This is a genomic window from Kordia algicida OT-1 (assembly GCF_000154725.1).
Taxonomy (GTDB): Bacteria; Bacteroidota; Bacteroidia; order Flavobacteriales; family Flavobacteriaceae; genus Kordia; species Kordia algicida.
Genome location: NZ_DS544873.1, coordinates 1,231,566 through 1,244,978 on the forward strand (window position 1 = coordinate 1,231,566; position 13,413 = coordinate 1,244,978).

The window sequence follows — 13,413 nt, forward strand, 5'->3', positions numbered from 1 at the left end:
GGTAGATTTGGTATAAAACGTTCTAAAATGTTTACTGCTTATGCAAGCAAAAAGTAATATCAGAATACACTCTAAATCATTAAATTTTTCAATTCTTGAATTGAGCAAAGCGAAAAAAGTCTAACAATCTAAGCAAGTCTAACAATCTAATTGTCTAATAAAGTCTAAAAATCTACTTTTCCGAACTCAATCGTTTACTAAAATCAGTATTACCACCTTTTTTTAACACATTTGCTTGTCCTTTCCAATCATCACGTTCTATACGTCCTGGGAAAAAGGAAATCAATTCTGTCACAGTTTTCATATCTTCTGGAGAAAATTTACTAATCTGATCAAAAGTATAAATACCAATCGTGTTTAATTTTTCTTCAATAAAAGGACCAACACCTTTAATGCGTTTCAAATCGTCTTTCTCAGAAGCATTCGCAATACCAAAATTATCAAAATTTAAAGGAGAATTTTCAATATCAACATGAGTAGCTTCTTCAGAATCTACAGCTTTTCCTGAGCGTTCACGCGTTTTTACGGCACGAACACCTTCAGATGGTTCATAATTTGTATTGATAATTTCTGCTTTCTTAGATTCACATTCTTCTAGCAATTTTACATACTTGCGTTTCGTTTTGCGCTTAGAAAAAATCCAGCCTATCAAAAAGCATCCAAAGCCAATCAAGAATACAACAAAATATTCCCAATTGGTAGTAGGTGTAAGGTTTTGTAAAAATAAAAGTGGCATATAGTTTAGTTGGTTACATTAATCTCTATTCGTCTATTTAATCGTTGACCTTCTTTGGTAGTATTGGGAGCAATCGGATCTGTTTCTCCTTTCGAGGAAATTGTTAACTTTTCAGCAGCAATACCTTGCGAAACAAAATAATTCATCACACTTTTAGCACGTTGTTGTCCAAACCACTTATTGGCTTCGGCTTCTCCATTACTATCTGTGTGACCAATAATTTCCACATGTTTCGTAGGATGTTTTGCCAAATAATTCTTTAGTTCAATAGCATATGCATTCAGCGTATTATCTGGTTTAAACGTTTTTGAGCCAAAACCTGCATACAAAACTTTAGAAGCAATTCCTTTATCAATCGCTTCTATACGTTCTTCCGACATGGTTTGAAACTTATACGCAAAGCCTTTATCATACTGATTTGTTTGTTCTGAAAACTCAAAATCTTTTTGTGTCGTTTGCATCACAATTCGATCTGGATTCAATCCAAAATTGCTTAATGCTTCTTTAACAGCCTCACTTCTTTTAAGCGCAATTGTTCCATTTTCTGCTTTATTAAAAAAAGAAGTTACAACCATTTCTTGTTTCTGATTCGTATTCAAATAATCAAAATATGTTTGCAAAGGATTCAGCAAACTATCTGCAATAACGATAGCTTCAGAATTCTTTGTAATGGTAAAAGGCAAATAGGTAAGTGGCTTTACCACAGGCTTCTTTTCAACTACTTTTGGTGGTTCTGAAACTTCTGAAGTCGTAGCAATTTCGCATAAGTTTTTAACCTTACACTCATAGTAACGTACACCAAAATAAAGCCATGTACAAAATAGTACAAAAGCAATCAAAAAATGTTTCATAGTTGGGCTGGCTATTAATGCTTCTAAAATAGGAATTCATTTTTGATATCACAATCTAAAAAACAGGATTGTCAAATATTTTCGATAAAATGCAGAAAATAAATTTTAAAAAGACTTGCGGGCAATAAAAAATATTACTTACATTTGCATCAACAAAAAAAATAACAATGATATTTACACAATTACATCATCATCACTTTCATACTTGCCCTCAAGCGAGCAGATAGTGTATTGAAGTAATTTAAAACAATATATTAAAACCCGTTTGAGTACATCAAACGGGTTTTTTAGTGCCCAATTTTTGTACTCAAGCATAAAAAAACAACAATGAAGAAGTTAAAAATTGCCATTCAAAAATCGGGACGACTCAACGAAGATTCGCTCAAAATCCTTAAAGACTGCGGAATTTCCATCGATAACGGAAAAGACCAACTCAAAGCAGCAGCGCGAAACTTTCCACTCGAAGTTTTCTATCTCAGAAATGGTGACATTCCCCAATATTTACGAGATGGCGTGGTAGATATCGCAATTATCGGCGAAAACGTGTTGGTAGAAAAAGGTGAAAACATTACCATCGCAGAAAAACTAGGATTCTCCAAATGTAAAGTCTCACTCGCCATTCCAAAAGGCGAAACCTACAACTCCGTAAAAGACTTTGAAGGCAAACGCATCGCGACTTCCTATCCGGAAACGGTAAAAGCATATCTCAAAGAAAAAGGTGTCAAAGCCGATTTGCACATCATTAATGGTTCTGTAGAAATAGCTCCAAACATCGGACTTGCCGACGCAATTTGTGACATTGTTTCTAGTGGAAGTACACTTTTCAAAAACAATCTCAAAGAAGTAGAAATCATGCTCAAAAGTGAAGCCGTATTAGCAGTTTCACCAAAAATTCAAGCAGAAGAACAGCAAATCTTGCAAAAACTACAATTCAGAATTCAATCTGTTTTAACTGCACGATCTTCCAAATACATTCTTCTTAACGCTCCAAACGAAAAAATAGAAGCCATCAGCAAAATATTACCTGTATTAAAAAGTCCAACAATTCTCCCATTAGCCGAAAAAGGTTGGAGTTCGCTACACTCAGTAATCAAAAAAGAAGACTTTTGGGACGTCATTGACGAACTCAAAGCTAACGGCGCAGAAGGAATTCTTGTATGTCCAATCGAAAAAATGGTACTCTAATGAACAAAATATTCAACCCGCAACCCGAAACTTGGAATACGATTTTAGAACGTCCAACACAAACCGTAGACGATATCGAAGCAACGGTTTCACAAATCTTTTCGGAAGTTCAAAAAAATGGCGACCAGGCAATCAAAAAGTACACTTCGTTTTTTGACAATGTTAATTTGGATGATCTTGTTATCAGTCAAGCTGAAATTGACGCTGCAGCAAAAAACGTTGCTGCAAATCTCAAAGAAGCCATTGCCGTTGCAAAGCAAAATATCACCAAATTTCATGCTGCTCAAGAAACGACAAAGGTGGAAATAGAAACAACGCAAGGTGTCAACTGTTGGCAAGAAAAACGCGCCATTCAAAAAGTCGGATTGTACATTCCTGGTGGAACGGCGCCATTATTCTCAACCATTCTCATGTTGGCAATTCCTGCAAAAATAGCAGGTTGTGAGGAAATTATCTTATGTACGCCACCAAACAAAGAAGGCAAAGTAAATCCTGCAATATTATACACAGCACAACTTTGCGGAATTACTAAAATATACAAAATAGGAGGAATTCAAGCCATTGCAGGAATGACCTTTGGAACGGAAACCATCTCTAAAGTATACAAAATATTTGGTCCAGGAAATCAATTTGTAACTGTAGCCAAACAACTCGCAACCAAATACGGCGTAGCTATCGATATGCCAGCCGGACCAAGTGAACTCTTAGTCGTAGCTGACGAAACAGCCAATGCAGACTTTGTAGCTTCCGATTTGTTAAGTCAAGCAGAACATGGAACCGACAGTCAAGTCATCTTAGTCACAACCTCAAAAAACTTCTTAGAAAAAGTAGAAACTGCGGTTGAAACGCAACTAGAAGCTTTGCCACGAAAAGAAATTGCCGCAAAAGCAATTGAAAACTCAAAACTCATCTATGTTTCAACCGATCAAATTGCGCTAAATTTAATCAATGAATATGGTCCAGAACACTTTATCATCTGTGTAAACGATGAAAACTTCTACACCAACGGAATTCAAAACGCAGGTTCTGTATTCGTGGGGAATTACACACCAGAAAGTGCTGGCGATTATGCATCTGGAACCAATCACACCTTGCCAACCAACGGTTATGCAAAAGCATATTCTGGTGTAAACTTAGGAAGTTTTCAAAAAAGCATGACGTTTCAAAAAATCACCAAACAAGGAATTAAAAACATTGGAAATGCCATCGAACTCATGGCAACAGCAGAAGGTTTGCAAGCACACAAAAACGCTGTTACATTACGATTAAAAGAATTGCAAAAAGCAAACAGCTAATAGCCATACAAATGAACACATTCAATATACAAAATCTTCTCAGAGAGAATATAAAAACACTCAAACCATATTCTTCTGCAAGAGACGAATACAAAGCTTCTGGTAGTGAAATGGTTTTTTTGGACGCTAACGAAAATCCGTATGAAAATGGTGTCAATCGTTATCCAGATCCAAAACAAAAAGACGTAAAAGTGGCATTGGCAAAAGTCAAAAACTGCAATCCTGAAAATATCGTCTTAGGAAATGGAAGTGATGAAATTCTCGATTTAATTTTCAGAGCGTTTTGCGAACCGAAAGAAGACAACATCATCATATTACCGCCAACGTACGGAATGTACAAAGTATTGGCAGAAATCAATGATATCAATATCAAAGAAGTGGTATTGTCAAAAACATTTCAGCCAAAAGCGGATGAAATATTAAACACAGCCAACAAAAACAGTAAAATTCTGTTTCTATGTTCACCAAACAATCCAACGGGAAACAGTTTTGATATCGCTACTGTAGAAAAACTACTCAAAGAATTTAATGGAATTATAGTGATCGACGAAGCATATATAGACTTCTCAGGCCAAGAAAGTTGGTTGAATCGGCTTGAGGAATTTCCAAATCTTATCATTATACAAACGCTGTCAAAAGCGTATGGAATGGCAGGCATCAGACTTGGAATCTGTTATGCTTCGTTCACTATAGTTGAAATATTAAACCGTATCAAACCGCCGTATAATGTAAATTTACTGACGCAATCGTACGCGTTAAAACGTATTGAAGACCAAGAAAGTGTCAACATCGAAATTGCTGAAATTCAAAAAAACAAAGAACAATTAGCGGAAGCTTTAAAAGAAGTAGGTTTTGTTTCAGAAATCTATCCATCGGATGCAAACTTCATTCTCGTAAAAGTAGATGATGCAAATCTTCGTTACAATCAATTGATAAAAAAAGGAATCGTAATTCGGAATCGTACCACACAAGCACTATGCGAAAATTGTTTGCGATTTACGGTTGGAACGAATGTTGAAAATCAAAGATTACTTAAAGCATTAAACGAAATTGAGTCGTAATGTTTTCCTGCTAAAACAGGAATCCAAAAATAATGAATAAACTAGAAACGTCACACTGAACTTGATTCAGTGTCACACAAAAAAATAAATAGATTCCTGCCTTCGCAGGAATAACAAAAATAAAAATCATGCAAAAAGTACTATTCATAGATCGTGACGGAACGATCATCAAAGAACCAGCCGACGAACAAATAGACAGTTTTGAAAAACTAGAATTCTATCCAAAAGCGTTATCAGCATTACGAAAAATTGCCAAAGAACTCGATTTCGAATTGGTCATGATTACCAATCAAGATGGTTTGGGAACGGAAGTATATCCTGAAAATACATTTTGGCCAGTGCATAATTTTATCCTACAAACACTTAAAGGTGAAGGAATTGAGTTTGATAAAATTGTGATTGACAGAACATTCGCAAAAGACAATGCGCCAACGCGAAAACCGAATACAGGTTTGCTCACAGAATATTTCTCGGAAGCTTATGACTTAAAAAATTCATTCGTAATTGGTGATCGTTTGACAGACATTGAACTTGCGAAAAATCTCGGTTCAAAAGGAATTTATATTAATGATGAAACTTTTTTAGGAACGGATGAAATTACAGTAAAACGTTCTGATTTAGATGCATACATTGGCTTAGAATCCAACGATTGGGATGAAATCTACGCATTTCTAAAAGCAAAAGAACGCAAAGCTTCCTTAACTAGAAATACCAACGAGACAAAAATTCAAATCGATTTAAATCTTGATGGAACAGGGAAATCAAACATAGAAACAGGAATTGCTTTCTTCGATCATATGTTAGATCAGATTGCGCGTCACGGACAATTGGATTTAGATATTACCGTAAAAGGCGATTTGGAAGTTGACGAACATCACACGATTGAAGATACGGCAATCGCTTTAGGAGAAGTATTTGCAGAAGCTCTAGGAAACAAATTAGGCATAGAACGTTATGGTTTTTGTTTGCCAATGGATGACTGTTTAGCACAAGTAGCCATTGACTTTGGCGGAAGAAATTGGTTGGTTTGGGAAGCAGATTTTAAACGTGAAATGATTGGGAAAATGCCAACGGAAATGTTCTATCACTTTTTCAAATCGTTTACGGATGGCGCAAAAGCTAACCTAAACATCAAAGCGGAAGGAACCAACGAACACCATAAAATTGAAGCCATATTCAAATCATTTGCAAAAGCGATCAAAGCGGCTGTAAAACGTGATGTAGAAAAAATGATTTTACCATCAACAAAAGGAATGCTCTAAAATAGAAGTGAGATGTTAGTAATGAAAATTGAGTATTAAGCGATCTCAATACTAACATCTAAAATCTCAATACTAAACAATGAAAACAGTCATCATAAATTACGGAGCAGGAAACATACAAAGTATCAAATTTGCCTTGCAACGATTGGGCGTAGAAGCAGTTTTGAGCAATGATGTAGAAGAAATCAGAAAAGCAGACAAGGTCATATTTCCAGGCGTAGGCGAGGCGAGTAGTGCGATGAAAAAACTTCGTGAAAGCGAACTAGACAATATAATTCCAACATTAACACAACCTGTTTTGGGAATTTGCTTAGGAATGCAACTCATGTGCAAGTCTTCAGAAGAAGGAAACACACAAGGTTTGGGAATTTTTAATACAGAAGTAGTTCGTTTTTCCTCAACTGTAAAAGTGCCACAAATTGGTTGGAATACGATTCAAAATTTAGAAGGTTCTTTGTTTGAAGGCATTCGCGAAAACGAATATATGTATTTAGTGCACAGTTATTACGCTAAAAAATCAAATGAAATGATTGCAGAAAGTGAATACGATATCAAATATGCGTCTGCATTGCAAAAAGACAACTTTTATGGTGTACAATTTCATCCTGAAAAAAGTAGCAAAGCTGGAAGTAAAATATTGGAGAACTTTTTGAAACTTTAAAATTAATTCTTGAGAATTGAGAAGTTTCAAAGTTTAATTGTTCAAAACGTCTGTTCGAGTGGATTTGCAAAGCAAAGTTATATCGAGAACAGCATTGAAACTCTAAATGTGTCACATCGAGCGCAGTCGACAGGTTGAATGTAAAATTTTAAATGATCTCAAATAATAAATAAACAAATCAACGATAAAATAACAAAAAACAAGCGAGTAAACGAGCAATCTCAATACTCAATACTAAAATCTCAATACCTTATAATGCGAATCATACCAGCAATAGATATCATCGATGGAAAATGTGTCCGACTCTCCAAAGGTGATTACGACACAAAAAAAATATACAACGAAAGTCCGCTAGAAGTAGCAAAACAATTTGAAGACGCAGGAATTCAATACTTGCACATGGTTGATTTAGATGGTGCAAAAGCAAAGCACATCGTAAACTATAAAGTCTTAGAACAAGTGGCTTCAAAAACGAATCTGAAAATTGATTTTGGCGGCGGATTAAAGTCAGATGAAGATTTACACATAGCTTTTGAAAGTGGCGCAAAGCAAATTACAGGCGGAAGTATTGCCGTAAAAAATCCTGAAATATTTACCAAATGGATTCAAAAATACGGAAGTCAGCGTATTATTCTTGGTGCTGACGCGATGGATGAAAAAATTGCAATCAGTGGTTGGCAAGAAGAAAGTAATGAAGAATTGATTCCTTTCATTCAAAAATATCAGCAAAAAGGAATTGAATATGTAATTTGTACAGACATTGCCAAAGATGGAATGCTAGAAGGTCCATCATTCGATTTATATGAGAAAATCTTAAAAACGTGTGGTCACAACTTAAAACTGATCGCTTCTGGCGGAATTTCTACCTTTGACGAATTACCAAAACTAAAAGAATTAGGTTGTGAAGGTGTCATTATCGGAAAAGCGATTTACGAAAATAGAATTTCACTCAAACAATTAGAAAAATTATTATAATACATAAAACGTCGCAAGGACGAAATTTCAAAATTAATGTCACATCGAGCGCAGTCGAGATGAATCTTTAAATCAAATAAAACAATGCTCACAAAAAGAATCATACCTTGTTTAGACATCAAAAACGGACGAACCGTAAAAGGTGTCAACTTTGTCAATCTTCGTGATGCTGGAGATCCTGTAGAACTAGCAAAAATCTATGCAGATGAAGGTGCTGACGAATTGGTATTCTTAGATATTTCAGCAACGGAAGAACGCCGAAAAACACTGCAAAAACTGGTGTTAGATGTGGCTTCGCAAGTAGATATTCCATTTACAGTTGGTGGCGGAATTTCTTCTACAGAAGATGTCGATCGCTTATTACAAGCTGGCGCAGACAAAGTTTCTATCAATTCAGCAGCCGTAAAACGTCCTGAATTAATCAACGAATTGGCTTCCAAGTTTGGAAATCAATGTATTGTCGTTGCCATTGATGCCAAACAAATTGAAGGCGAATGGATTGTACATTTGGTCGGTGGAAAAGTTCCTACGGAAATCAAGCTATTTGACTGGGCAAGAGAAGTCGCAGAACGTGGCGCAGGCGAAATTCTGTTTACTTCGATGGACAATGACGGCACCAAAGACGGATTTGCAAACGAAGCACTTTCAAAACTCTCAGAAATCGTCAACATTCCGATTATAGCTTCTGGCGGCGCAGGAAATATGCAACACTTTACAGATACTTTCGTCGATGGAAAAGCAGATGCAGCATTGGCAGCAAGTGTATTTCATTTTAAAGAAATTGGAATTCCTGAACTCAAACATAATCTAAAAAATAACGGAATTAATGTGCGAATTTAGATTTTTAAAGTTTTAGACTGTCAGAACTATTAGAAAAATAAAACGTCAATTCGAGTAATTTTTTGTCATATAAAGCGCAGTCGAGATAGAAAGAAAATTGTGTCAAGAAGTACTATGAAATGCTGAATATTAAATACTTAATTTTTAGATAGAAAAAAATATATTTTAATACAAAACACTTCGACTCTGCTCAGTGTAAACAAATAAGTAACAAACAATGAATATCAATTTCAATAAAAATAACGACAACTTAGTTCCTGTAATCATTCAAGATAACGAAACCAAAAACGTACTCATGTTAGGTTTTATGAATGAAGAAGCATATACAAAAACGATTGAAACTCAAAAAGTAACTTTCTACAGCAGAACCAAACAACGTTTATGGACCAAAGGTGAAGAAAGCGGAAACTTTCTAAATTTGCTAAGCATTCAAAATGATTGTGATGAAGACACATTACTCATCAAAGTAAATCCTGTTGGACCAACATGTCACAAAGGTTCTGACACTTGTTGGAATGAAGAAAATACAATGTCTTTTGGATTTCTAAGTCAACTAGAAGACACGATTCAAAATCGTAAAGAAAACAAAGAAGATGAAAAAAGTTATGTCGCTTCGTTATTTCGAAAAGGAATCAACAAAATTGCTCAAAAAGTAGGAGAGGAAGCAGTAGAAGTGGTCATTGAAGCAAAAGATGATAATGATGATTTATTCCTCAACGAAAGTGCCGATTTGCTATTTCACTATCTAATTTTACTACAAGCCAAAGGTTACAAACTCAATGATATTGTGAATGTTTTGAAAAGTAGGGAAAAATAATTCTAAATGTTGAATGTGTCACATTGAGCGCAGTCGAGATGCTAAGTGTTATTTGAAGTTCTTACAACAAATCCACAAAAAACTGAAAACAAATAAACCAATTCGAAGTTTATGAGTTGACAAGTTTTTTTGATTTAAAATACAGTGTAAAGAAATTAACGAACAACTCACAACAAACAAAAGCAACGCAACCAAACACCAAATATCCAAAACCTAATTGTAAAGCGACGAAAACCCAACAAAAAATCCTTATCATTGCAAAGTATTCTGCAAAACTATGTTCGAACAACTATTTTACAAAACAATTCTAAGCTACAAAGCGCAGTCCAAAAAGCGTAAACACAAGCAATTAATGTCGATGGCAACACTATATATTACAGTACTTCAATTGAGTATTTTATTCGTATTGTGTATTGTTTTGGTCAGAGCGACAAACAGTAGTTTTTTGCGCTTCTACGAAATTTATACACCAATATTCTATAGTATTTTAGCGGGAATTGTACTATTTCTATTCAACGCGATGTATTTTAACGGAAAGCGAATGTTGCAAATAAAAAACAAAGCGATCAAAGAAAATACCAAAGGAACTGATGTTTGGAAACTCTGGATGATTCCAATCGTAATCTTTGCTTTGAGTTTTATCTTGTTGAAAGCAACTTAGTTTGTTAGCATTGAGAATTGAGAAGTTTCTTAAAAGCTATTTTTTTAAAGTAACTTCTAAAACAAACTCACAAATACAAAATTTAAAAGTTTATTAGTTTTCGTTTTGATTTAATAAATAATGTAAACAAATTAACACACAACACACAACACACAACACACAACACACAACACACAACACACAACACACAACACACAACACACAACACAAAAAAATTGAAAAGAAACCGAAAATACTATCTCATCACATTACAATACTTAGGTTTTCGTTATCACGGATGGCAAAAACAACCTGATGTAAACACAGTACAACGTATGACAGAACGTACGTTGGCATATGTTTTCGGACACAAAAACTTTAAACTATTAGCTTCCGGTCGTACAGATGCAAAAGTTTCTGCAAACGAAATTGCCATAGAATTATTTCTAGACAACGAAACACTAAATATTCCAGAATTTTTACCACTTTTCAATAAAAACTTACCACAAGATATTCGCGCGCTAGCAATTACCGAAACGAACGAGAAATTCAACATCATTCAACATCCAAAAGTAAAAGAATACATTTATCTATTTGCCTTTGGTGAAAAATACCACCCATTTGCTGCGCCATATATGACAAATGTTCTGGGCGATTTAGACGTCGAATTAATGAAAAAAGGAGCAAAGCTCTTTGAAGGAAATCATTATTTAAAAACCTATTGTTATAAACCCACAGAACATACGATTTTAGAAGGCGAAATTGAACTATGTGAAATCACAGAAAACGATCTATATACGGCAAGTTTCTTTCCAGAAAAAAGTTACGTATTGCGTGTACAAGGCGCAGGATTCAAACGTCATCAAATCCGTATGATGATGGGAACACTAATTTTACTCGGCAGACACGAACTCGATTTAGACTTCATCAAACGTTCATTATTGCCAAATTCTACACTCGAAGTCAACTACATTGCGCCAGCTTCAGGATTAATGCTAAACAAAATGACATTTAAAGACTTATAAATAATTTAAAAGGCAAAGTTTCTAAAGTCGAACTTTATAGTTGAAGATGTAAGAGCAATAAGTTTATTTATAAAAGAACATTCTTCTTTATGTATCACAACTTAAAATCGAAACAACCTTGAATTGAGCGAAGCGAAAAAATTAGGTATTAGCTTTTGGGTATTAGGTATTAGTCAAGTTTTAAGAGCAATTGTAAATTTAAAGAAAAAACAAATATTATTAAGAGCGATAGCAATCCCAGAATTTCTCAATCAAACTTTTAATTGAAGACATCAAAGGAATTGGTTTATTTGTAAATAGTGTTAGAAACGACCTTAAATCATTGAATTTTTAAATCTTTGAATTGAGCGAAGCGAACCTAATTAATGTGGCAATTTGAAAATTTGAAAATGTATCAATTAGTTTCAAACAACATTCAAAATTTGTCTTAGAAATGCATTTAAGATTTAAAACTTAGCATTTTAAATCAAAATCAAAAATGATCTCAGAAACAACCTTGAATCATTGAATTTTTAAATCCTTGAATTGAGTGAAGCGCACCTAAAGCCTAAGCAAATCTAAAGATTCCTACCTTTCAAAGTAACAACTCTAAAAAATCTAGAAATCTAAGCAAGTCTAAAATCTAAGAGCAAAGCGATCTTGATTCTAATAGCGTAAGCGGTCTTAATCAATCTCTCCTTCTATTTCGAGAACGCGAATTTTTCCGTTTATTATTCCTAGAATTTGAGTTTCTGTTTGAAGAACTACGATTTCTATTGTTTTGGCTTTCGCCAGAATTACCGCGCGGCGATGAATTTGATTTTTTCCTTGAACGCTGTGGACGTTGCTGTTTTGGTGGCGGTGTATAATTTGGATCAGCTTCAAAACCTTCAATTTCCTCAGAATGAAGCTTCTCATCCAATAACTTTTCAATGCCACGTACATACTCATATTCTTCCGCAGAAACTAGCGAAATAGCTTCTCCGCTTGCACCGGCGCGACCTGTACGACCAATTCGATGTACATAATCTTCAGGAACATTTGGCAACTCAAAATTAATCACGTGAGGCAACAACGGAATATCCAATCCACGTGCTGCAATATCTGTCGCCACTAAAATCCGAATGGTTCCTTTCTTAAAACCATCTAAAGCTTTCGTTCGTGCGTTTTGTGTCTTATTTCCGTGAATCGCAGCGGCACTAATATGCTTCGCAATCAACTTCTTTGTCAACCGATTCGCACCATGTTTTGTGCGTGTAAACACCAACACTTGACTCCAATTGCCTTCAGAAATCAACTTAATCAACAATTCCGTTTTACGCGGCTTATCAACCTTATATACTTTCTGATTTACTTTCTCTGCGGTTGTATTCTCTGGAGTTGCTTCAACCGAAACTGGATGGTGTAAAATGCTTTGTGCTAACTTTTTAATGTCTTTTGAAAATGTTGCCGAAAACAACAAATTCTGTCTTCTTTTCGGAACGAGTTCAATCACACGTTTAATATCACGCAAAAATCCCATATCTAACATTCTATCGGCTTCGTCCAACACTAACATTTCTACTTTTGCTAATGACAATGCTTTCTGACTATGTAAATCGAGTAATCTTCCAGGCGTTGCTACTAAAATATCGACACCATTTCGTAAAGTCGCAATCTGTGGTCTGGCATTTACACCACCAAAAATCACGGTAGATCGAATATCTAAAAACGTACTATATTCTTTCACATTTGCATACACTTGCGCAGCTAACTCACGTGTTGGTGTTAAAATTAACGCTCTAATCGGGCGTTTTCGTAACGGAGGTTGTTGCGACAATAATTGTAGCATTGGTAAGGTAAAACCTGCTGTTTTTCCAGTTCCTGTTTGTGCAGATGCGAGCACATCTTTGCGTTCTAAAACTAACGGAATTGCTTTTGCTTGAATGGGAGAAGGCGTTGTGTAGCCTTTTTTGCTGATGGCGCGTAATAACGCATCAGATAATCCTAATGATTTGAATGACATAAAAATTGTTTATGAAATGACAATCTCTATGTAAAACCTCATTTCTAAATATCTGCGCAAGGTACAACCATTTTTTAGAAA

Annotated in this window: 13 protein-coding genes; 10 read left to right on the forward strand and 3 right to left on the reverse strand. The window is 35.0% G+C overall.

Features of this window, described 5'->3' with window-relative positions; all coding sequences use genetic code 11:
• Positions 1–172: 172 nt before the first annotated feature.
• Positions 173–736, reverse strand: coding sequence for a hypothetical protein (locus KAOT1_RS21855; RefSeq protein ID WP_007093677.1), 564 nt, complete (start codon positions 734–736; stop codon positions 173–175).
• A gap of 5 nt (positions 737–741) precedes the next feature.
• Entirely contained in the window at positions 742–1,587 is an 846-nt protein-coding gene (locus KAOT1_RS21860) for an OmpA family protein (RefSeq protein ID WP_007093678.1), read from the reverse strand.
• A 327-nt stretch (positions 1,588–1,914) separates the two neighbouring features.
• Here KAOT1_RS21860 and hisG point away from each other — a divergent pair, with 327 nt between their 5' ends.
• The 10 genes from hisG (at position 1,915) to KAOT1_RS05260 (ending at position 11,348) form a co-directional block, all read left to right on the forward strand.
• Entirely contained in the window at positions 1,915–2,772 is an 858-nt protein-coding gene (gene hisG / locus KAOT1_RS05210) for an ATP phosphoribosyltransferase (protein WP_007093679.1), read from the forward strand.
• The gene (hisD, locus tag KAOT1_RS05215) at positions 2,772–4,067 is read left to right on the forward strand and encodes a histidinol dehydrogenase (protein ID WP_007093680.1); all 1,296 of its coding nucleotides are present in this window, start codon (positions 2,772–2,774) and stop codon (positions 4,065–4,067) included. The genes hisG and hisD overlap by 1 nt, the downstream gene beginning before the upstream one ends.
• Positions 4,068–4,078: 11 nt before the next feature.
• Positions 4,079–5,128 (forward strand): histidinol-phosphate transaminase, encoded by a 1,050-nt coding sequence (gene hisC, locus KAOT1_RS05220; protein WP_007093681.1) that lies wholly within the window; start codon positions 4,079–4,081, stop codon positions 5,126–5,128.
• A 128-nt stretch (positions 5,129–5,256) separates the two neighbouring features.
• A complete protein-coding gene (gene hisB, locus KAOT1_RS05225; protein WP_007093682.1) occupies positions 5,257–6,390 on the forward strand; it encodes a bifunctional histidinol-phosphatase/imidazoleglycerol-phosphate dehydratase HisB in 1,134 nt (377 codons plus the stop codon).
• Between the two features lie 79 nt (positions 6,391–6,469).
• The gene (gene hisH, locus KAOT1_RS05230; protein ID WP_007093683.1) at positions 6,470–7,051 is read left to right on the forward strand and encodes an imidazole glycerol phosphate synthase subunit HisH; all 582 of its coding nucleotides are present in this window, start codon (positions 6,470–6,472) and stop codon (positions 7,049–7,051) included.
• Positions 7,052–7,306: 255 nt separating this feature from the next.
• The gene (gene hisA, locus KAOT1_RS05235; RefSeq protein WP_007093684.1) at positions 7,307–8,026 is read left to right on the forward strand and encodes a 1-(5-phosphoribosyl)-5-[(5-phosphoribosylamino)methylideneamino]imidazole-4-carboxamide isomerase; all 720 of its coding nucleotides are present in this window, start codon (positions 7,307–7,309) and stop codon (positions 8,024–8,026) included.
• Between the two features lie 84 nt (positions 8,027–8,110).
• On the forward strand, positions 8,111–8,866 hold the full coding sequence (hisF, locus tag KAOT1_RS05240) for an imidazole glycerol phosphate synthase subunit HisF (protein ID WP_007093685.1): 756 nt from the start codon (positions 8,111–8,113) through the stop codon (positions 8,864–8,866).
• Positions 8,867–9,083: 217 nt separating this feature from the next.
• Positions 9,084–9,683: a bifunctional phosphoribosyl-AMP cyclohydrolase/phosphoribosyl-ATP diphosphatase HisIE gene (gene hisIE / locus KAOT1_RS05245; protein WP_007093686.1), complete on the forward strand. Its 600-nt coding sequence runs from the start codon at positions 9,084–9,086 to the stop codon at positions 9,681–9,683.
• Between the two features lie 277 nt (positions 9,684–9,960).
• Entirely contained in the window at positions 9,961–10,344 is a 384-nt protein-coding gene (locus KAOT1_RS05255) for a hypothetical protein (protein WP_007093688.1), read from the forward strand.
• A 215-nt stretch (positions 10,345–10,559) separates the two neighbouring features.
• Entirely contained in the window at positions 10,560–11,348 is a 789-nt protein-coding gene (locus tag KAOT1_RS05260; RefSeq protein WP_007093689.1) for a tRNA pseudouridine synthase A, read from the forward strand.
• 667 nt (positions 11,349–12,015) lie between these two features.
• Here the strand turns inward: KAOT1_RS05260 and KAOT1_RS05265 are convergent.
• Positions 12,016–13,332 (reverse strand): DEAD/DEAH box helicase, encoded by a 1,317-nt coding sequence (locus tag KAOT1_RS05265; protein WP_007093691.1) that lies wholly within the window; start codon positions 13,330–13,332, stop codon positions 12,016–12,018.
• Positions 13,333–13,413: the final 81 nt, after the last annotated feature.

Bases quoted from the DNA above. Each gene is read 5' to 3' on its own strand.
- KAOT1_RS21855 (WP_007093677.1), bottom strand. From the start codon at position 736: ATGCCACTTTTATTTTTACAAAACCTTACACCTACTACCAATTGGGAA.
- KAOT1_RS21860 (WP_007093678.1), bottom strand. From the start codon at position 1,587: ATGAAACATTTTTTGATTGCTTTTGTACTATTTTGTACATGGCTTTAT.
- hisG (WP_007093679.1), top strand. From the start codon at position 1,915: ATGAAGAAGTTAAAAATTGCCATTCAAAAATCGGGACGACTCAACGAA.
- hisD (WP_007093680.1), top strand. From the start codon at position 2,772: ATGAACAAAATATTCAACCCGCAACCCGAAACTTGGAATACGATTTTA.
- hisC (WP_007093681.1), top strand. From the start codon at position 4,079: ATGAACACATTCAATATACAAAATCTTCTCAGAGAGAATATAAAAACA.
- hisB (WP_007093682.1), top strand. From the start codon at position 5,257: ATGCAAAAAGTACTATTCATAGATCGTGACGGAACGATCATCAAAGAA.
- hisH (WP_007093683.1), top strand. From the start codon at position 6,470: ATGAAAACAGTCATCATAAATTACGGAGCAGGAAACATACAAAGTATC.
- hisA (WP_007093684.1), top strand. From the start codon at position 7,307: ATGCGAATCATACCAGCAATAGATATCATCGATGGAAAATGTGTCCGA.
- hisF (WP_007093685.1), top strand. From the start codon at position 8,111: ATGCTCACAAAAAGAATCATACCTTGTTTAGACATCAAAAACGGACGA.
- hisIE (WP_007093686.1), top strand. From the start codon at position 9,084: ATGAATATCAATTTCAATAAAAATAACGACAACTTAGTTCCTGTAATC.
- KAOT1_RS05255 (WP_007093688.1), top strand. From the start codon at position 9,961: ATGTTCGAACAACTATTTTACAAAACAATTCTAAGCTACAAAGCGCAG.
- KAOT1_RS05265 (WP_007093691.1), bottom strand. From the start codon at position 13,332: ATGTCATTCAAATCATTAGGATTATCTGATGCGTTATTACGCGCCATC.